This is a genomic window from Mogibacterium kristiansenii (assembly GCF_009695905.1).
Lineage (GTDB): Bacteria > Bacillota > Clostridia > Peptostreptococcales > Anaerovoracaceae > Mogibacterium_A > Mogibacterium_A kristiansenii.
Genome location: NZ_VUNA01000005.1, coordinates 52,586 through 71,943, shown reverse-complemented (window position 1 = coordinate 71,943; position 19,358 = coordinate 52,586). Strand labels below are relative to the sequence as shown.

14 protein-coding genes and 1 riboswitch are annotated in these 19,358 nt (G+C 51.1%); of the genes, 6 read left to right on the top strand and 8 right to left on the bottom strand.

The window, feature by feature from the left end:
* Positions 1 to 77: 77 nt before the first annotated feature.
* Positions 78 to 1,715 (bottom strand): Na+/H+ antiporter NhaC family protein, encoded by a 1,638-nt coding sequence (locus tag FYJ65_RS03685; RefSeq protein ID WP_154554006.1) that lies wholly within the window; start codon positions 1,713 to 1,715, stop codon positions 78 to 80.
* Positions 1,716 to 1,857: 142 nt separating this feature from the next.
* Positions 1,858 to 2,024, bottom strand: a riboswitch (Lysine riboswitch).
* Positions 2,025 to 2,205: 181 nt separating this feature from the next.
* Here FYJ65_RS03685 and FYJ65_RS03680 point away from each other — a divergent pair.
* Complete coding sequence (locus FYJ65_RS03680; RefSeq protein ID WP_206157298.1) at positions 2,206 to 3,180, top strand: L,D-transpeptidase; 975 nt, start codon at positions 2,206 to 2,208, stop codon at positions 3,178 to 3,180.
* Positions 3,181 to 3,248: 68 nt separating this feature from the next.
* Here FYJ65_RS03680 and FYJ65_RS03675 read toward each other — a convergent pair whose 3' ends face one another.
* Complete coding sequence (locus tag FYJ65_RS03675) at positions 3,249 to 3,821, bottom strand: xanthine phosphoribosyltransferase (protein ID WP_154554004.1); 573 nt, start codon at positions 3,819 to 3,821, stop codon at positions 3,249 to 3,251.
* Positions 3,822 to 3,929: 108 nt separating this feature from the next.
* A complete protein-coding gene (gene crcB, locus FYJ65_RS03670; protein ID WP_154554003.1) occupies positions 3,930 to 4,295 on the bottom strand; it encodes a fluoride efflux transporter CrcB in 366 nt (121 codons plus the stop codon).
* A gap of 315 nt (positions 4,296 to 4,610) precedes the next feature.
* On the opposite strand from crcB, the gene FYJ65_RS03665 reads away from it, so the two are divergent.
* Entirely contained in the window at positions 4,611 to 5,420 is an 810-nt protein-coding gene (locus FYJ65_RS03665; RefSeq protein ID WP_330679777.1) for a beta/alpha barrel domain-containing protein, read from the top strand.
* A gap of 1,092 nt (positions 5,421 to 6,512) precedes the next feature.
* On the opposite strand, the gene FYJ65_RS03660 is transcribed toward FYJ65_RS03665, so the two are convergent.
* A complete protein-coding gene (locus FYJ65_RS03660; RefSeq protein ID WP_154554002.1) occupies positions 6,513 to 7,925 on the bottom strand; it encodes an alanine/glycine:cation symporter family protein in 1,413 nt (470 codons plus the stop codon).
* A gap of 335 nt (positions 7,926 to 8,260) precedes the next feature.
* On the opposite strand from FYJ65_RS03660, the gene FYJ65_RS03655 reads away from it, so the two are divergent.
* On the top strand, positions 8,261 to 10,552 hold the full coding sequence (locus FYJ65_RS03655) for a cation:proton antiporter domain-containing protein (protein WP_154554001.1): 2,292 nt from the start codon (positions 8,261 to 8,263) through the stop codon (positions 10,550 to 10,552).
* Positions 10,553 to 10,591: 39 nt separating this feature from the next.
* On the opposite strand, the gene FYJ65_RS03650 is transcribed toward FYJ65_RS03655, so the two are convergent.
* Entirely contained in the window at positions 10,592 to 11,746 is a 1,155-nt protein-coding gene (locus FYJ65_RS03650; protein ID WP_206157297.1) for a DUF4317 domain-containing protein, read from the bottom strand.
* Between the two features lie 140 nt (positions 11,747 to 11,886).
* Here FYJ65_RS03650 and FYJ65_RS03645 point away from each other — a divergent pair, with 140 nt between their 5' ends.
* Positions 11,887 to 13,479, top strand: coding sequence for an ATP-binding cassette domain-containing protein (locus FYJ65_RS03645; RefSeq protein ID WP_154553999.1), 1,593 nt, complete (start codon positions 11,887 to 11,889; stop codon positions 13,477 to 13,479).
* Between the two features lie 26 nt (positions 13,480 to 13,505).
* Here FYJ65_RS03645 and FYJ65_RS03640 read toward each other — a convergent pair whose 3' ends face one another.
* Complete coding sequence (locus tag FYJ65_RS03640) at positions 13,506 to 14,891, bottom strand: MATE family efflux transporter (protein ID WP_154553998.1); 1,386 nt, start codon at positions 14,889 to 14,891, stop codon at positions 13,506 to 13,508.
* Positions 14,892 to 15,062: 171 nt separating this feature from the next.
* Here FYJ65_RS03640 and FYJ65_RS03635 point away from each other — a divergent pair, with 171 nt between their 5' ends.
* Both FYJ65_RS03635 and FYJ65_RS03630 read left to right on the top strand, forming a co-directional pair.
* Positions 15,063 to 15,713 (top strand): GntR family transcriptional regulator, encoded by a 651-nt coding sequence (locus tag FYJ65_RS03635; RefSeq protein ID WP_154553997.1) that lies wholly within the window; start codon positions 15,063 to 15,065, stop codon positions 15,711 to 15,713.
* A 30-nt stretch (positions 15,714 to 15,743) separates the two neighbouring features.
* On the top strand, positions 15,744 to 16,415 hold the full coding sequence (locus tag FYJ65_RS03630) for a GntR family transcriptional regulator (RefSeq protein WP_154553996.1): 672 nt from the start codon (positions 15,744 to 15,746) through the stop codon (positions 16,413 to 16,415).
* Here FYJ65_RS03630 and FYJ65_RS03625 read toward each other — a convergent pair.
* Together FYJ65_RS03625 and FYJ65_RS03620 are read right to left on the bottom strand one after the other, a co-directional pair.
* On the bottom strand, positions 16,352 to 17,638 hold the full coding sequence (locus FYJ65_RS03625) for a Sapep family Mn(2+)-dependent dipeptidase (RefSeq protein ID WP_154553995.1): 1,287 nt from the start codon (positions 17,636 to 17,638) through the stop codon (positions 16,352 to 16,354). The two genes, FYJ65_RS03630 and FYJ65_RS03625, sit on opposite strands and share 64 nt — an antisense overlap.
* Before the next feature lie 68 nt (positions 17,639 to 17,706).
* The gene (locus FYJ65_RS03620; protein ID WP_154553994.1) at positions 17,707 to 19,197 is read right to left on the bottom strand and encodes an MFS transporter; all 1,491 of its coding nucleotides are present in this window, start codon (positions 19,195 to 19,197) and stop codon (positions 17,707 to 17,709) included.
* Positions 19,198 to 19,358 lie beyond the last annotated feature (161 nt).

Sequence of the window (19,358 nt, the reverse complement as noted above, 5' to 3'; positions counted from 1 at the left end):
AAACCGGAGCTTCCTCGGAAGCCCCGGCTTGCAAAATGTTTTTTTAGGTTACCTCGATATCTCGCAATGCGATGTTCCTACGCTTCTGCGTTGGCCACCATGTTCATGCGTGCCTGTCTCTTCTTCATCATGTTCAGGAAGAGGAAGAGCAGAACCACACCGACAATCAGTCCCGGAATTGCGGACTTGGTGAATCCCACAACGACGTAGGAAATGGTGGAGATAACCAATACGGTAAGCGCATATGGCAGCTGTGTCTCCACGTGGCTGATGTGGTTGCATCCGGCACCGGCTGAAGCCATGATGGTGGTGTCGGAAATCGGCGAGCAGTGGTCGCCGCACACGCCGCCGGCCATGCAAGCGGAGATTACCGGAATCATCATATCCGGACGGGATGCGGTAATTGCCAGCGCAATCGGAATCAGGATTCCGAAAGTTCCCCAAGATGTACCGGATGCAAAGCCCAGTGCACAGGAGATGACGAAGAGAACGGCCGGAATCAGTGCCATCCAGCTAGCCGGCATCTTTTCAACCATTCCTGCAACGAACGGAGCCAGGCCCAAGCTGTCGGTCATGCACTTCAAGGACCATGCCAGTGTCAGAACCAGGATTGGGGATACCATCTGCTTGAATCCTTCCGGAACGCAGCCCATGCATTCACGGAATGTCAGGACGCGGCGCGCACAGTAGTATACAATGGTAATAATCAGTGCAACCAAGCTGCCCAGCGACAGGCTGGCAGCGGCATCACAGCCGGCAAAAGCGTCTACAAAGGATGTTCCGCTGAAGAATCCACCGGTGTAGATCATTCCCATCAGGCAGCAGATAATCAGCACGATTACCGGAACAATCAGGTCTGCGACGTGACCGTTATGATTCTGAGAAATCTCTTCGTCCTGAGAGGACAGGTTCTCGTGAACGGTGAGCAGGTCGCCGTTCTCAATAGCGTTCTTTTCATAGATTGCCATCTTGCTGTAATCAAAGTTCATTGCAACAATGGCGAACATCATCACGATGGTGAACAGCGCATAGAAGTTGTACGGAATCGCGCGGATAAAGATGGTCAGTCCGTTCTGACCCTGAACGAAGCCGGATACTGCAGCCGCCCAGGAAGAGATTGGAGCGATGATGCAGACCGGAGCTGCCGTTGCGTCGATCAGATATGCCAGCTTTGCTCTGGAAATATTGAACTTGTCGGACAGCGGCTTCATAACGCTTCCTACGGTCAGGCAGTTGAAATAGTCATCCACGAAAATCAGGATTCCCAGCAGGATGGTGGTGAACTGCGCATGCTTTCTGCTCTTTACCTTGGTGGAAGCCCATTCTCCGAAGGCGGCGGATCCGCCGCTCAGGTTCATCATGGCAACGAACATGCCCAGGATTACCAGGAAAATCAGGATTCCGACGTTACCGGCGCTGGACAGGGATGCGATGATGCCGTCCTGCAGCAGGTGGTTCATGATGCCGCTGAAGTTGGCACCGGCATACAGCACCGCACCTGCGAAAACGCCGATGAACAGGGAACTGTATACTTCCTTTGTAATCAGCGCCAGCACGATGGCAATCAGCGGTGGCAGAACCGAAAATCCGGTTGCGTACAGTGCCGGCTTCTTTGCCGTTTCCTCTGCTGCGAAACAAAGTGCCGGAATAGAAGCGATTATCAGAATCGCTAGGCCGAAGATGTAATTCAGCCTTGTTCGAATTGAATGTGTCATTTTAATCCTCCCATTGTTCTTTTCTCTGCAATACCCTTCTGTTGCAGACTTCTCGTAAAGTGTAAATAAAAAAGCCCTGAATAACGTCTGAAACGTATCCATGGCTAAGTACTCAAAAAAAACTCTCTCTGCACAAATATATACCATTGATAGCGCTCCACATGTGTGACAGTCCATCGCATATTCTGCGATGTCCCAGGCCTCCGCTGTAGGATGCTTCAGCCTTCGGCGGATTTCCCTTTCCCGAGTTACCGCATCCTCTGCGTCCGTAACTCCGTACTCTTGATTTCCGCAACCTCTATCGAATCAGGTCTATTCAGTTGACTTACCTTATTATAACTTTTTTCATGAGGTTGTCAACAAATTTTTCAATTTTTTTGTTGTTTTCTACAAACACTTTTTTTCGTACAATCTGCGGTATTGTTATTTGCGGCAAAATGATTTCTATAGTATAATCTCAAGGCATATGCACATTAATGGAGGATATTTTATGCCAAGCAAAATACGTCGGCGGGTGATTCCGCTGCTGCTCTGCCTGATGGCGGTTTTCGCCCTCACCGGCTGCGGTCCGCTGCTGGAGCTGAATCAGAAATACGCCCACCCGGAAATTTATGTCAACTACGGCACCGCGGTATCTACGGACATATCCGAATACGTGAACATGGATACCTTGTCCAAAGAAGAACAGAAATACGTAAAGAAGAACTCTTCCGTCGTCTATCATGGAAATAAAGTTTCCGGGCACAAATACGACCGTCCCGGCACCTATCCCCTCACCATCTACTACGAGGATCAGGTCTACCGGAAATATCAGGTGACCATCAAGGATCTGGAAAAGCCGAAATTCAAGAAGGCGAAAGATGTCTATATTTTCAAAGATACGGAGCTGACGGACTACGAACTTCAGGATTTGCTAAAAGGAATGTTCAAGGCCACCGACAATTCCGGCAAGGTGAAGCTGAAGCTCTCCCATGAGCAAATCAACGTTCACAAGGTTCGGAACTACATCGTACACGCCACCGCCACCGACCCCTACGGCAACGTTTCCCAGGCCAAGGCCACTTTCCACGTTCAAAAAGCGGAATACGGCGCCATGGGCACCTACGTCTACGTCAGCATCCCGAAACAAAGACTGACCTATTTCGTAGACGGTAAAATCAATATGTCCTCGCCGGTGGTTACCGGCACCCAAGGAGTTCACGATACGCCTCGGGGAAGTTACTATATCAATTCCATGAGCACCGGCACCCGCCTCAAGGGGCAGGGTTACGATGTCACCGTTCAATACTGGATGGCCTTTATCGGCGGATCCTTCGGAATCCACAGCGCCCAGTGGCGAGGTGCCTTCGGCGGAAATATCTATCAGTACGGCGGCTCTCACGGCTGCGTCAATATGCCGGTCTACGCCGCCGGAGAACTGTTCCAAAAGGTTGACATCGGTACACCGGTAATTGTAGGAGATTAAAATTCGGATTTGAAAAAGGAGCTGCTGCAGTGTGCCTACTGCGCAGCTCCTTTTGACGATTCGTTTTTTTATTGTTCAAATTCGACGGTTCCGTTCTCCAGGCTCTTAATCTTTGCCATGCTCAGAACATCGTATCCTTCTTCCCGAAGTGCTTTTCCGCCCGGCTGGAAGGATTTCTCAATGCAGATGCCGATTCCGGCAACATCCGCTCCGGCCTGCCGGCAGATGTCCAGCAATCCCTGCATGGCCTGTCCGTTCGCCAGGAAATCGTCCACGAGAAGCACCTTGTCGTTGTCGTTCAGGGCATTCTCGTTCACCACAATATCGTAATAGCGGTCGTGGGTATAGGAATATACCCGGGACTTATAGGTATCCGAATTCAGGTTCCGGCTCTTGGACTTCTTGGCGAACACCATCGGCACGCCGAGCTCCTCTGCCGTGATGCTTGCAATGGCAATTCCGGACGCTTCTATGGTCACCACCTTGGTAATCTCCCGATTTCCAAAATGTTCTTTCAGTGCTTTTGCAATCTGACGAATCAGACTGACATCGATCTGATGATTCAGAAAGGTATCTACTTTGAGGATTTCCCCCGGTGCCACTCTGCCGTCTCTGCGAATCCGTTCTTCCATAAATTCCATATCGACCTAATCTCCTTGTCTTGCCTTATTTCATAAATTGTTATCATTGTACCACATTCCCATAAGCGATGGGATATTGTTTTCGGATTTCTTTCGGTTTTTTGCCCCTTAGGCGCCGAACATGCGCTGAGCGATGTACACCGCCAGAATTCCCAATACCAGGCTCACCCCCATGTACGTGAGTGCTATGCCGGAAGCGCCGTTCATCATCAAATCGTGGTTTTCCAGTGCGAAGGAAGAGAACGTGGTAAACCCCCCGCAGATTCCCACCTTCAGAAAAAGCACCGTCCGAGGATTCAAGGCCTCCCGGGACGCCAGCGCCGCCACCACACCGATGAGGAACGCTCCCGCAATATTGATGATAAATGTTTTTATCGGAAAACCGCTTTCCGGGTTCATATCCAGAAGTCCCACGAGATATCGGAGCACCGCCCCCACGAAGCCGCCGGCGCCCACTACCAGGCATTCAATCATTGATCTCTCTCCTTTCCGACTAAAAGGAGGCCTCCCAGCGGAAAGCCTCCTGAATGTACTTATTATAGTATCTGGATGAAACCTTTTCAATAGTCTTCGGACTATTCTGCCTAGGACGGAAGTCGCCGGGGAGTGTAATATTTTTTTTTAATATTTTTTTATCAAAAATACACAAATGGATATGTTCGTATTCGGCGCAATCGTGTATAATTATTCGGTGATTTTATGAACATACAGAACTGTGCTTCGCCGAGAAATGCAGTTCCTCATGTTATATTCTGACAGTTTTTGTTGAAAGTAAGAGGAGGGTTCGCAATGCAGGAATCAATTCCAAGAATAACCGGCACACTTCGTGCCCATACCATTGAAATGCCGGAAGTAATTCGAGAAGCTTCGGGCATCATCGTGCTGGGTCGAAAAATTCGATCTTTAATTTTCTCCACGGATATTGCCATTATTCGAAACTGTGATGCGGATGCGGTTCTGGCCGTGTACCCGTTTACTCCGCAGCAGGTTATTTCCGAGGCCATCATCAACGCTTCCTCCATTCCTGTTTTCGTCGGTGTGGGCGGCGGCACCACCAAAGGACTTCGCTCCGTGTACATGGCTCAGGATGCGGAAGCGCAGGGAGCTTTCGGCGTTGTGGTAAACAATCCCATGAGCAACAGCAATATCCGCTTCATCAAGCGGGTTATCGATATCCCGGTGGTTTCCACAGTGATTGATTCCACCGGAATTCAGGAACGGCTGGATGCCGGCGTCACCATTCTCAACGTGGCAGCCGGAAAGAATACCGCAGATGTGGTTCGGGAAATTCGGAAGGACTTCCCGAAGGTGCCGATTATCGCCAGCGGCGGCAAGACCGACGAATCCATCCGCCGCACCATTGAGGCCGGTGCCAATGCCATCGTCTACACACCGATTTCCTCTTCCGCAATCTTCTCCAGCATGATGGACGAATACCGGACAGAGAAGAACCGGAATCCGGAACTCACTTTCAAAACCCTGGATTCCAAGAAAGACGAGCTGGTAGATTTGATCGGCCTGCTGCATCAGCAGACGGATTTGGATCTGAACTTGAATACGGAACCGACGGTGAAAAATCCAGAGGAAGAGAAAAAGTAGGGTTCTATACCTTTTGGTGTTGGTGATGGAAATGGATTTCATCATCAGCGCCATTTTTTCAAAAAAGTCTATTACTATTGTCTTTATCGCGTGCGTAGAATCGCATACGCCTAGAATTTCGATATGAGTTCACGCTTTTTGTCCGAAAAACGAGATTAAGCGTGAACGGTTTTTGCAAAGTTTTCAGGATTCTAATTCTTATTCACGCTAATAAGCCAATTTGCCTTCAAAAAGCGTGAACGATCCTCAAGACTTACGTCTCTATACAGAACATCATCCGAGTAAGACGAGAAAAAGTAGAAAATCGTTCACGCTGATTTCCAAAATCTAAAGGATTTGCGTGAACTCGCTCCGAAATTCTAGGCATATTGAATTTACATTTTAACATCATCTCTAATTTCTAAACGTATGACGTACCGGCTGGAAAGAACCGAAAAAAGAATATCGAGCAGCGTAACGGCTACTCGATATGTATTGCTTTTATTCTTCACCAACACCATTTGACTAAGAGCCAAAAATAGGAGATAAAAGGCGTGGATTCCGAGCACCGGCGGAATCCACGCCCTTTTAATTTGATGACCACTCGAGGCCGGCCGGCTTTTCCGAGGCGCGATTTGCTCCCCGCTCCCTGCAAACCCTTGCAGCTCTATTCCGGGGAGCAAAATCTTCACACAATTCCCGCGCCGCCGCCCGAGGCCGGCCGGCTTTTTCGAGGCGCGGTTTGCTCCCCGCTCCCCGCAAACCCTTGCGGCTCCGTTCCGGGGAGCAAATTCTTCACACAATTCCCGCGCCGGCACTCGAGACCCGCCGGCTTTTTCAAGGCGCGGTTTGCTCCCCGTTCCCCGCAAACCCTTGCAGCTCTATTCCGGGGAGCAAAATCTTCACACAATTTCCGCGCCGCCACTCGGGGCCGGCCGGCTTTTTCGAGGTGCGGTTTGCTCCCCGTTCCCCGCAAACCCTTGCAGCTCCGTTTCGGGGAGCAAAATCTTCACACAATTCCCGCGGCTCTGTCGCGGGCGGCCCGCGCCGCCCATCCAAAAATCCCCGAAGCACATTCTGCTTCGGGGATTTTTCCTTTACTTTTATCTTCCTCTATTTATCCATTTCCAGTCGCTGGGATTCCGGATTCCGAAAATAGTCCTTTACCAGGTGGATTACCGTGCCGGAAAGCAGGAATACCGCAATCAAGTTCGGGATAATCATCAAACCGTTGAAGGTATCCGCCAGAGACCAGAGCAGGCCCAGGTCCATGGTGGCACCGATGATTGCCACCAGCGCGTAGACAATAATGAAGGGTTTTACGACCTTCGGTCCGAAGAGGTATTCGATGCAGCGGGAGCCGTACAGTCCCCAACCCAGGATGGTGGAGAAGGCAAAGCAGCAAAGCGCTACCGCCAGCAGGATGGAAATCCATCCCCCGAAGGTGGTGGTGAAACCGCTGATAGTGAGTTCTGCACCGGCAGCTTTTCCGTAATTGATGTTGATTCCGCTGCAGAGAATGGCCAGTGCGGTCAACGTGCAGATTACGATGGTGTCGGCGAAAACCTCAAAGATTCCCCACATGCCCTGCTGAATCGGGTGGGCTACATCGGAGCTGGCGTGGGCGATGGATCCGGTACCCAGACCAGCCTCGTTGGAGAAGATTCCCCGAGACACACCTCTTCTCATACTGATAAAGAGGGAACCTACCACACCGCCGGTAACGGAACGAGGATTGAACGCTCCTTCAAAGATGGATTTGAACACTTCCGGCACCCGTTCGTAATTAACGGCTACCAGAATCAGTCCCATTACAATATAGAACACGGCCATAAAAGGAACCAGTTTCGACGTAACGTTTCCGATTCTCTTAATACCGCCCAGAAGAATCAGAAGAACCAGAACTGCAATCAGAATGCCGATTCCCAGGTTCACATTTCCCACATTATCTTCATTGAACACATTGAAGTTGAACAGTGCGGAATCAATGGATGCCACGATGGTATTGACCTGCGTCGCATTTCCCGTCCCGAATACCGTCAGTATGCCCAGGATGGAATAGAGCACCGCCAGGAACTGCCATTTTTTGCCCAGACCGTTCTTGATGTAGTACATCGGTCCGCCAACCCAATCTCCCTTATCGTTTCTCTCTCGGAAGTGCACCGCCAGGGTTACCTCTGCAAATTTCGTGCACATTCCCAGAAGTGCGGAACACCACATCCAGAAAACGGCACCCGGACCGCCCAGGGCAATCGCACCGGCCACACCGGCGATATTACCGGTTCCCACGGTGCCCGCCAGCGCGGTACATACGGACTGGAACGGCGTCAGCGCACCTTCTTCCGCCTCTTTCTTATCGAATATCGTGCCAAAAGTATGCTTGAGAACGTATCCGAACTTCCGGAATTGCAATCCCTTGGTTCGAATCGTCAGGAGAAGTCCCACACCGATGATGCACACCATCGATGGAACACCCCAGATGAAAGCATTCACCGAATTATTCACCTCTTCAATAATATGTAGCATTGTTTTCCTCCAATAACTTATTAACCAAAACCTTGTAAAAAGTAACAACGGAATTTATTGTACCGAAATTCATACACTTTTTCAATAGTTTTTTATGAATCAATAATAATATTTTATCGAATTATTTATGTTTTTTATACAAGATTTTATAATTTGGAATTGCATTATAAAAATAAGCACAGAATTCTAAGTTGCTCGGCAACCCAAGCAAAGTGGCAATTCTTTTTTTATTTAATGTGGCAACTTTGTTGTCACTTCTACTTTCCAACAACCGTATATTTTTGATATAATGTATACAAGTATTCGCTATATCCTTGAATGACGAAAGGAGTCCTATGCACATACCATCTCTCGTAATCGACCTGGCCATGATGCTTTTGGCCGCCGGAATTGTCAGCGTGATTTTCCGCAAAATACACCTTCCGGTCATCCTGGGCTATATCGCCGTGGGTTTTCTGATCAGCCCGTACTTTCCCATGTTTTTCAACGTGGAAGATGTGCCCGCCATCGACACCCTCAGCGAAATCGGCGTAATTATCATTCTGTTTCATATCGGTCTGGAATTTGATTTTCACAAGCTGCTCAGCGTGGGAAGTACCGCCATCGTCACCGCCCTGGTAAAGATGAGCGGCGTGCTGGTGGTGGGATACCTGTTCGGGGACCTGATTGGGCTGTCCCAGATGAACTGTATTTTCCTGGGAACCATGCTGGCCATCAGTTCCACCGTGGTTATTCAGAAGTGTTTTGAGGATCTAAAGGTCACCGGGGAGAGATACACATCCCTGGTTATGGGAGAGCTGATTATGGAAGACCTGATCGGCGTGTTCATGATGGTCATCCTGGCCTCCCTGTCCGTGGGCCAGAGCGGTGGCGAGAGCGTTGTCAGCAAGCTGCTCCTCATGGGATGCTACTTGCTGGTATGGCTAGTTGTTGGAATTTACTTCCTCCCGACCCTGCTGAACCGCGTCATGCACCTTCTCAACCGGGAGATGCTCATCGCTCTGTCTTTGGGAATCTGCTTCACCCTGGCTCTCCTGGCGAAAGAGCTGGGATTCTCCGTGGAGCTGGGAGCATTCCTGGCGGGATCCTTCTTTGCGGGAACCAACCATGCGAAGGAAGTGGAGCACGCATCCGAGAGCATCAAGGATATGTTCGCCGTGATTTTCTTCGTTTCCGTGGGCATGAAGGTGGATCCGTCCGTGATTGCGGAACACTGGACCTCCATCATCCCGATTGCGATTATTTCGGTGATTGCCAAGCTGATTTTTGCCACACTGGGTATGATCCTTTCCGGTCAGCGGATGGAAACCTCCTTGAAGAGTGGATTCAGTCTGGCTCCGATCGGAGAATTTTCCTACATCATCGCGGCGCTGGGAATTTCCCTGGAGGTGATGGATGAATACCTCTACCCGGTTATTGTAGCGGCTTCCGTGCTCACAACCTTGGCCACCCCGGTGCTCATCCGGAATTCCTCCAAGGTAGCGGCGTTTATGCGAAAGCACCTGCCGAAAAAGCTCCTGGAGAAAATCGACCGGTACACCTCCAGCGAGCAGGACGAGACGGACCACACCCACGACTGGCTGGTGATGATTCGAAACTTCTTTTCCAGCCTTCTCCTGTACGGCATCATCATGCTGGTGACCGCCATTGCAGGAGTGCGCTTGCTGTATCCGTCCCTGCTTCAAGTTATGCCGGAGAAATTCTCCGGCATCGCCACCTGCCTGCTGGTGTACATTATCATCGCGATTTTTGCCCGGCCGATGCTGCGCCTTCGGGACACCACCTTTACCAAGCTGTGGCTGGACCGCAAGGCGAACCGGCCGCCGCTGGTCATTCTGGCCCTGCTGAACGTGCTGACCATCGCGTATATTGCTTTTATCCCGATTCATCACATCTTCGGGGCTCGGAGAATGCTGCTGCTGGGCGTTGCCCTCATCGCCATCCTCACCATGAGCAAGACGGACGTGGTGGCGACCTTCTATCTCCAGCTGGAAACCCGATTCTTACGGAACCTGAACGAAAAAACTCTGACCCACGTGGCCCAGAGTCAGGGGCCCCAGGAATGGCTGGACGAAGACATTCACATCGTGTCCTACTACGTACCGAAGGATGCGGAGTACATCGGTCAGACGCTGGAACAACTGGCGTGGGGTAAGTACAACAACATCTTGGTAACGAAAATCCGCCGGGGCAAGCACACCTACACCTTGCCTCACAGCGGCTTCAAAATCCAGGCCGGAGATAAGCTGTACCTGGTGGGTCAAATGAATGACATCCTGCAGATTAAGGGAATTCTTTTCCCGGATGTGGACCGCCGAATCCGCACTCTGGAGCAGTTCATGGAAAGTGATTACCCGGACACCCAGCATGCCCTGGCCTGTCTGGCCATCGAAGTGAACGGTTCCGAGCCGTACTGCGGTCAGGCCATCATCAACTCCAAAATCCTCAGCAAAGCCCACTGCATGATTCTGGGCATTCAGAAGGACGGTTATCCGGTGCTGATGCCAAGCGCTTACCTCAAAATCCAGAAGGGGGACGTGCTGTGGGTCATGGGCTCCAACAACAACGTGGGCCGTCTGGCATCCTACAGCTTGGGGGCCGAGGAAGAGCCGGAAATTATTTCATAAAAAAAAGAAGTGTTTTGCCGCTGCAAAACACTTCTTTTTTTATTCCTGCGCTTCCGATTCTACCACACTCACATCCACGCCGTTCACCGTGACCCCTTCGCACAGCGGAATCAACAGGTACTCCCGACCGTCGATAACCTGAGTTTTCACCGAATAGATCTGCTCCGGATCCACCGCGATATCCGCCTCCGGAGTGTGCACTCGGAATTTTCTTTTTTCGATGATATTATTGGGATTCAGCGCCTCTTCCTCGCCAAAATACTTCCGACAGGTCTCGCCGAAGGTTTCAATCCGTTCCTCCGAAACCCCGCTGTCCTTCAGGATTTCATTCACCTCATCGATGAGAATCACCGGCACGTTGGGATCCCGGCTTTCCTTGTGCTCCTCGATTCGCTGACGGAGAGAATTGGTCACCGCCTGAACCACTTCCAGGCTGCACTCCTCCTCCAACGCCTCGCTCAGGGCACCGCCGAAGGCATTCTTCTGCTTCTCCGGCGCAATCGGCGGTTGAGCCGCATTGAAGAGCGCCTGAATCAGCTCTTCGTGAATCTCCGAGGAACTTCTGCTGTAATACAGGGCTCCGTAGATATTGGTGGTTCGGTCATCGAAACACGGGAACATAAATCCCATCTGCGGATTGGACAGAATGCTTCCCGTCGCCGCGCCTCGGAACTGCTTGTCCTCCGCCATGTACCGAAGAGCCGCTTTGGAATCCTTCACCGGACAGATGGTGCAGATGAAATAATCGAACTGATCCGTGGAATCCTCATCCCATTCCTCATCGTTTCCGGATTTGTACGGCACATCGTAGGTATCCGCCAGAAGCAGAATCACGTAGCCGGTCTCCTCCGGAGTCAGGGAATCGATAATTCTCCGATACAGCACCTGCCGCAGGTTCTCATCCTTCAACCCGCTCATGCGCAGACCCTGCAGCAGCCGATGCTCATCGCTGCTTTCTACCTGCGCCGTAGTGAAATCGATATTCATCAGATTCCGCCCCAGGCCACCGGACAGGGTCTTTCGGAACAGTTGAGAATACATCTCCTTTTCCTCCCGATCCATTTGAATCACCTGCATATCCATGTCCGACACGATTTCCCGTGCCGCATTCACGTAACAGCCGTACACATGGCCGAAATTATCCATCTCCGGACGAATCCGCTTCTTGATTTCCCTGATTTCTTTCCGATTCATTCTATAGTAACCCCTTCTTTTTTTTAACAACTTCCCTATTATAACAGATTTCCGCCCATTCCACATGATAATTTGGTGTACGCAATTTCCATAGAATCTGATATAATGAAACAGACTATTTTCACAACGAAAGGAACATCATGGCACTCATCGAATTTGAAAAAGTATCCTTCGGTTATCCGGAGAAAGATCTATACGAAAATATTTCCTTTACCATTGAACCCGGGGAACATGCCGTGCTCATCGGAAGCAACGGCTGCGGCAAGAGTTCTCTGGTACATCTTCTGATGGATGAGGAAAAATACACCTACGAAGGGCTGATTCGCCGCAGCGGTGATTTCCGAACGGGCTATGTGGGCCAGTTTGTGGAGCATGAAACCGGCGATGCCACCGTCTTTGAATTTCTGGCAAAACCATTTGTGGAACTGCTGGGGGAATCCGATGCGATGGCTCAGAAGATGGGCGAAGCGGAGAACCCGGACAAGCTGTACGAAGAATTTCAGGTCCTGATGGACCGCATCGATGCGGTGGACGGATACAACTACGATGCCAACATCCGGAAGCAGCTTCATACCGCCGGACTTTCCGCCATCGCGGAGAATTCCGTAGGTTCCGTCAGTGGCGGCGAATACAAGCTGCTGTACATCATCCGAAATATGCTGCTGAAGCCGCAGCTCCTGATCATGGACGAGCCGGACGTGTTCCTGGATTTCGAGAACCTGATTGGGCTGGTGCATCTGATCAACAGCTACGACGGAACCGTTCTCACCATCACCCACAGCCGCCTGCTTCTCAGTCAGTGCTTCGACAAGGTCCTTCACATCGAGAACATGCAGCTCCAGGAATACGCCGGTTCCTATCCGGAATACAGCCGCTGGCTGCTGGAAACCCGAATCGATGTTTTTGAAGTGACCAAAGATTTCGACGATTACATCGAAGCTCAGCAGCAACTGGTGAACCGCCTTCGGAAGGGCGCGGAATTCACCTCCGACCCGAAGAAGGGCAAGCAGCTGCAGGCTCGAAAGAAACTGGTGGAGCGGATGAAAAACCTGCGGGGCGAGGATCCGTTCCTGGAGATTCCGAATCATTCCTTTGCCTTCCCGGAAGTCTCTCCGGAAGACGGAATTGCTTTTACCGTAGAGAACTATTCCCTCTCCTATGAGGACGAACTGCTGCGGGACGTCTCCTTTACCGTGAACAAGGGGGACAAAATCGCCATCGTGGGCGCCAACGGCACCGGCAAATCCAGTATCCTGCGGGACATTTACCGCATGCTTTCGGAAAAAGAAAACGGCGGCAAGGTGGGCTATTTCCGACAGATTACCGAATCCGACGACACGCTGCAGCTGTCCGGAGGCGAACGAAACATGGCGCAGCTGGAGGAAATCTGCGGAGGCGATTACGATACCCTGCTGCTGGATGAACCCACCAGCCACCTGGACTGCGACGCCCAAATTGCCCTGGAACAGGCGCTGACGGAATACCGGGGAACGGTGCTCATGGTCTCCCACGACTTTTTCACCGTCACCGACTGCGCGCAGCGAATCTTCATTCTGGAGAACGGTACCCTGCGGGAGATGAGCGGCCGAGCGTACCGGAAATCCATCTACAAGAAGTATTTTGGCAGTGATATCTTCGAACAGGAACGGAACCGCATCGACACCGAGCGAAAGGTGAACCGCCTGATTCTGAAGAACAAATTCGACGAAGCCCGGGAAGTGCTGGGTGTCTAGGCAAAAAGACCGATATCCGAGTCCTTTCAAATTCGGATACCGGTCTTTTTCTTATGCGGTGAATCAACCAACGATTCCTTCTTCATCTCAAAATGCAGGAGAATCGGCACCGCCAATCCCTTGATAACGGTGGAAATGCAGATTGCCCACCAGAATCCGGTGACGCATCCGAAGGCTGCCGCCATCGGAATTCGGAGCAGGCTCCCGATAATGCTGCAGGCCGCCGGTACGATCGGTTTGCCGATACCACGGTAAGTTCCGGTAGCGACCACCTCCAGGCAGTAGAAAATCTGCGAGTATCCGATGATCCGAAGATAATCCGTACCGGTTTCAATCGCCAGCGAATCCGTAAAGAACAATTTAATCAGCGGCCGTCCCTCACAGATGAACAGTAAGGTAGTGAACACGCCCAGCACCAGCATCAGATAGATACCCACACGGTACCCGTCGCGGATCCGCTTATCCTTTCCGGCACCGAAGTTCTGAGCCACGAAAGAGGTCATGGCCACCTGAAACGCGTTGGCGGTCATGTAGGCGACGGATTCAATCTGCGTCGCCACCCTCTGGATGCCGATATAGGTATTGCCGTACACCGTGATCATCTTCCCCAGCACGCTGGAAATCATGGCAAAGATAATCGTCTGGATGGCAGCGGGAAAACCGTAGCGTAGAATGATTTTGCATTCTTCCCAGCTCATCCGATAGCGGCTGCGGAAACTGCCCTCACGAAAGAGATGCCGATCCCGATGCACCCGCAGGGCATACAAAAGGCTGACCACCATCTGAGAGAACAGGGTCGCATAACCCGCGCCATCGGATCCCAGCGCCGGAGAACCCAGCAGCCCGAAGATCAGAACCGGGTCCAGAATAACGTTGAGAATCATTCCCACCAAATTGTATTTAAACGGCGTCTGACTGTCCCCCGCCGCAGTATAGATTCCCAGCAGCACGTAATTGTATCCCATGAACAGCACGCTGATGATGGTGATGGTGAGATAGCTGACGGTATAGGAAACGATGACCTCATTCTGAATATGGTAGAACCCCACGATGGAATGCCGAAATATCAGAACCGGAAGAACGTACAACAGCATGATAATCCAGTTCAGCGTAATGGACGTCCCGGAAGCGACCTGTGCTTGCGTCAGGTCGTTCTTTCCCAGCAGCATCCCGATACGCACCTGGGCCCCGGTCTGCACGATCATGCAAATTCCCTGTGCCAGAAAAAGAAGCAGCCCCGCGGTGGACACCGCCGTCACCGCTTCAATCCCCAGCCGGCTCACCCACAAAGTATCGATTAAATTGTATGCCATCTGAACGAACTGAGAAGCAATCAGCGGTAGCGACATTTGAATCAATGCCTTCGAAATACTGCCCCGGGTCAGGTTTTTCACCGTATCTTTATGTTCCATCTATCTGCTATCCCCATCAAAACCGCGATTTTTTATTATAAAGTAAAAATATTTTCTCCCCAACTCCCCGCATTTCCGGGAAGCCTTCACTATTTTATCAAATCTATTGTAATATTTCATCAAATATTATAAAATTTACGAAGATAATTCCGAAAAGAAAGGGTTCAAAAAATGGGAACAGACAGTACTTTAACCAATGAAATCTACAACGAGCTGTACCGGGCCATCACCCACCAGGAGCTAAAGCCGGGACAGAACCTCACCCTCACCATGCTGAAGAAGCAATTCAACGTGAGCCATACTCCGATTCGAGAAGCCCTCACCCGCCTCAGCGCCGATGGACTGGTTACCTACCATCCCAACAAAGGCATGAAGGTGACGGACTTCTCCGAAAGTGAAATCCGGGAAATTTTCCAGTTCACCGCCGAACTGGAAGTGCTGGCCCTTCGCTTCTGCAGCGGTGCCTTCACCCTGGCGCCGTTAATGGAACGGCTCCAATCCATTGTGGACCGAGAAGCGGAAGCGCTGGAAAAGGGAGATCTTGAAGCTTGGGGCGCGATATCGGGAACCTTCCACGACGTGTTCTACAAGTTCTCGGATAACCGGTATCTGGATGAGACGGCGGAACGCATGAGCGCCCGCATGGAGCTCATGTCCCATATGTATTCCCACGAAGGAACGGAGGAACAGATCTATCGGCGCCATGTAGGAATCTGCAATGCCGTACTGCAGCGGGATTTCGATCTGGCGGCCGAGCGGATTCGAGCACACCTCCAGTTCAGCATGATGTCGGTTCTGGATTCCTACAAAAAGAACCGCTAGTACACGACCGCGAAGAAAGGAATAACACAAATGAATGCCAACAGTTCAACCGTCAGCGAGAGAATATATACCGCCATCCGAAACGATATTTTGAACAAAACCCTGGTTTCGGGGGAGAAACTTACCATCAAGAAACTCCATGAAATGTACGGTGTCAGTTCCTCGCCCATTCGAGAGGCCCTGTTCCGCCTGCAGCAGGATGGATTGATTGAATACCGTTCCAATGCGGGCATGAGGGTCATTGAATTCACCCGCCAGGACCTGGCAGAAATCTACATGCTCCTCACCGAATTCGATGTGATTGCCCTCCGGGCGGCCACCACCCCGACCCGCCGTCTCAGCACCCTGGCGGCACTGGAACTGTGCATGGAAAGAGCCCGGGCTTCCATTGAAAACAATTACTGGAATTATTACAGCGATGCCTTCCACAGCATTCTGTACGAAGAAGCGCAGAACGGCCGGCTCACCGATGCAGCTCGGAAGATTCGCATCCAGTCCACCATCTTCTCAAATCAGTACGAAATTAAGGAAGAAAATCGCCGGGAAATTCTAAAGCAGCACGAGGATATTCTAAGTGCCATTCGGGACAATCGATTGGACCGGGCGGAGGACCTGATGCGAACACACGTGGGATCTTCCTACGCAAAAGCGCTGTCGATTCTGGATGAGGAAGAAGCAGCATCGGAAGAATCCAGCAAATAAGCCAATGCCCGTTCGTAGATTTCCTCCAATTTCAGGAAATCCTCCACCAAGATGTATTCATCGTCCATGTGTTCTCGATTCTCATGCCCCGGAAAATTCGGCCCAAAGGCCACCATATTGGGCATGGCTTTGGCATAAGTCCCTCCGCCGATGGAAATCGGGCGGCTGTCGTCTCCGGTCACTTCCCGGTAAGCGGACAGCAGGGCGCCCAACACCGGGCTGTCCGACGGCGTGTACAGCGGACGAACATGATAGACGCATTCGCAGGATGCCCCATACGAACTGAATTGACGAACCAAGGATCCGGATATTTCATCCGGATTTTTCTTTGCCGGATAACGGATATCCACCATCAAAGTCGCCGTTTCATCCCGAACTTCGAAGAGCCCCACATTCAGCGTGAGCTTTCCGCTCTCGTCTTCTGCCGCGATTCCCAGTTTCTCTCCGTAAATGGTTTTCCCAATCAAATCCGCATACATCCGAAGGAACCGGTTCTCCGGTTCCGCCTGATACACCTTCTCCATCAATTCCGAAATCCCGTTGAGACCCAGCCAGGGCGCACATCCGTGGCACGCCTTTCCGGACGCCTCATAGGTACCGAATTCTGTTTTTACCCAAGCACGTTCCGGCACCATATTGGGTGCAGTCCCCCCTTCGCCCTGAAGGAACCCGGACTGCGGCATCTGAACCCGAAAAACCATGGCCCCCAGTTCATTTTGAATGGCCGGGAAATCACCATCGGGGGTAAAACCACATTCCGGAATTTCTTCCGCGTCCGTATAGGCTTCAATATCTCGCCACTCCCCGTTTTCCTCCGTCTGCCCCAGAATCAGCCGGATACGTGCCGGAAGAGTGGTTTTTTCTTTTAGGGCCTTCATGGCGTACAGCACGGCGATGGTAGGGCCTTTGTCGTCGGTGGTGCCCCGGCCGTAAATTTTTCCATCCACGATTTCACCGCCGAAGGGATCCTGCGTCCAGCCATCCCCCGCCGGCACCACATCCAGGTGGGACAGGATTCCGATCAGCCGAGGACCCTCCCCGATTTCGATGTACGCGTACTTTCCCGGTACGTCCGTCACCCGCATCCCGAAAGATTTTGCCAGCGCCAGCACGTATTCCTTGGCGTCATGGACCTTTTTCCCGTAGGGATATTCCGTTCCCTCTTCCTTTGCAATGCTTTGAAACGACACCAGCTTCTGCAGTGCCTCAATCATCTCGTTCATTTTTTCCTCCTGTTAGCAAAACAGAGCGGCAAATTCCGCCGCCCTGTGTCTTGAAAAAATATGATTTCTTACTTTTCCGGAACTTCCGGTGTTTCGGCTGCTGCGGTTTCGGCAAGAGCTTCTTCCGTCGCAACTGCCTCGATGAGCTTTTCTTCCGCTGCTTTGCGAGCATCGATTTCCGCCTGCATTTCCGGCAGCTGCTTCTCCAGCTTGGACAGACGATAGAATGCGAACACCAGAATGATGAAAATTATCAGCGGAATGGTAACGATTTCAGCAAAGAACAGGTTCTGAATCGCCTGGCTCTGTTCGGAAGCGGATGCCTGATAGTGGAATGCGGTGAGCAGGGAGCTTGCCAGAATTCCACCGCCGGCCAGTCCGGCTTTCTGCGCAAAGGTGAAGATGGACATGATGGTTCCGCCGTTGTCCACGCCGCTCTTCCATTCGCCGTAAGTCATTGAGTCCAGTGCGCACTGGTAGATCATCTGTGCGAACAGACCTACACCGATTCCCTCACAGCCCCAGCAGAAGAACAGAATCGGCAGGCTGGCATCGTGGGTGATGAAACGGAGCCCAAAGCTGATGACCAGCACAATACTGGAGATGGAGCAGGACATGGCATTTCCGAATTTTTTGCCCATATATCCCATTCCCACGATGGCGATAAAGCTGATGATCGACGACATGGTGGAATACACCCCCATCAGGTTGGTATTGTGCAGGTCGTACTGCAGGTAGTATACCATAGACGCACCGTTCAGCGCGTTGTAGATCATGAACATGATGTTTACCACGCATACGAACAGGGCGTATTTGTTGGTAATCAGTGCCTTGAGGATGGCGCTCACGCTCTGCTTCTCCGCCTCTTCTTTAATTCTTTCATCCCCGCTGTTCTTGTCCAGCTTATAGGAAGGTTCTTCAAAGCCCTTGCTGGCTGCGTATACGGTGAGGAAAGAAGTCGCATAGATTACGCCGCAGATGATGGCGAAGATGAAGAATCCCTTGGTCTGGTCTCCTCCGCCGATCAGCTTTACGAACGGCAGCGCGGTTGCGGTAACCAGTACGCTGGCGATGGTATTTCCGTATCCTCTCCACTGTCCCAGCTTCACTCTCTCGTCCTTATCCGTTGTAATTCTTGCCAGCAATGTGTTGAACGGCACGTTGGTGGCGGTCTGTGCCATGCCCTGGAACAGGTAGGTGATGGCAACAAAGATGATCAGATGGCTCTGCTTCAGGTGCGGTGCCCAGTAGCTGAGCGCCACGCATATGCCGGCCGGAACGGACAGATACTTCAGCCATGCACGACATTTTCCTTCTTTTGAAACGGTCTTATCCAATATGACACCCATCATCGGGTCGTTAATCGCATCCCATACCTTTGCGATGACCATGATTACGGTAGCAGCCGCTGCCGGAATCTTTGCCACATCGGTGTAGAACCACAGAAGGAAGAATGCATTCAGGATGTTCAATGTGCTCTTTCCGAAGTCTCCATAGGCCATGGCAAACTTAATTCGAATCGGTAATTTTTGACTGTTTTCCATATCTTTACCTCTCATGAATATGTGTTTTCTTTAACACCTTTCATCTTAATAACAAATTTTGCATATAGTTTTTGTTAGTCGAACTGAATTGTTGCATTCATTTTATATAATTTGCAATATCTTGTCAATATTATTCGATAATTTTGTAATATTTTATTTTTTGTTGCAAAATCATT

Bases quoted from the DNA above. Each gene is read 5' to 3' on its own strand.
- FYJ65_RS03635 (WP_154553997.1), top strand. From the start codon at position 15,063: ATGGGAACAGACAGTACTTTAACCAATGAAATCTACAACGAGCTGTAC.
- FYJ65_RS03655 (WP_154554001.1), top strand. From the start codon at position 8,261: ATGCACATACCATCTCTCGTAATCGACCTGGCCATGATGCTTTTGGCC.
- FYJ65_RS03660 (WP_154554002.1), bottom strand. From the start codon at position 7,925: ATGCTACATATTATTGAAGAGGTGAATAATTCGGTGAATGCTTTCATC.
- FYJ65_RS03665 (WP_330679777.1), top strand. From the start codon at position 4,611: ATGCAGGAATCAATTCCAAGAATAACCGGCACACTTCGTGCCCATACC.
- FYJ65_RS03630 (WP_154553996.1), top strand. From the start codon at position 15,744: ATGAATGCCAACAGTTCAACCGTCAGCGAGAGAATATATACCGCCATC.
- FYJ65_RS03620 (WP_154553994.1), bottom strand. From the start codon at position 19,197: ATGAGAGGTAAAGATATGGAAAACAGTCAAAAATTACCGATTCGAATT.
- FYJ65_RS03625 (WP_154553995.1), bottom strand. From the start codon at position 17,638: ATGAACGAGATGATTGAGGCACTGCAGAAGCTGGTGTCGTTTCAAAGC.
- FYJ65_RS03680 (WP_206157298.1), top strand. From the start codon at position 2,206: ATGCCAAGCAAAATACGTCGGCGGGTGATTCCGCTGCTGCTCTGCCTG.
- crcB (WP_154554003.1), bottom strand. From the start codon at position 4,295: ATGATTGAATGCCTGGTAGTGGGCGCCGGCGGCTTCGTGGGGGCGGTG.
- FYJ65_RS03685 (WP_154554006.1), bottom strand. From the start codon at position 1,715: ATGACACATTCAATTCGAACAAGGCTGAATTACATCTTCGGCCTAGCG.
- FYJ65_RS03650 (WP_206157297.1), bottom strand. From the start codon at position 11,746: ATGAATCGGAAAGAAATCAGGGAAATCAAGAAGCGGATTCGTCCGGAG.
- FYJ65_RS03645 (WP_154553999.1), top strand. From the start codon at position 11,887: ATGGCACTCATCGAATTTGAAAAAGTATCCTTCGGTTATCCGGAGAAA.
- FYJ65_RS03675 (WP_154554004.1), bottom strand. From the start codon at position 3,821: ATGGAATTTATGGAAGAACGGATTCGCAGAGACGGCAGAGTGGCACCG.
- FYJ65_RS03640 (WP_154553998.1), bottom strand. From the start codon at position 14,891: ATGGAACATAAAGATACGGTGAAAAACCTGACCCGGGGCAGTATTTCG.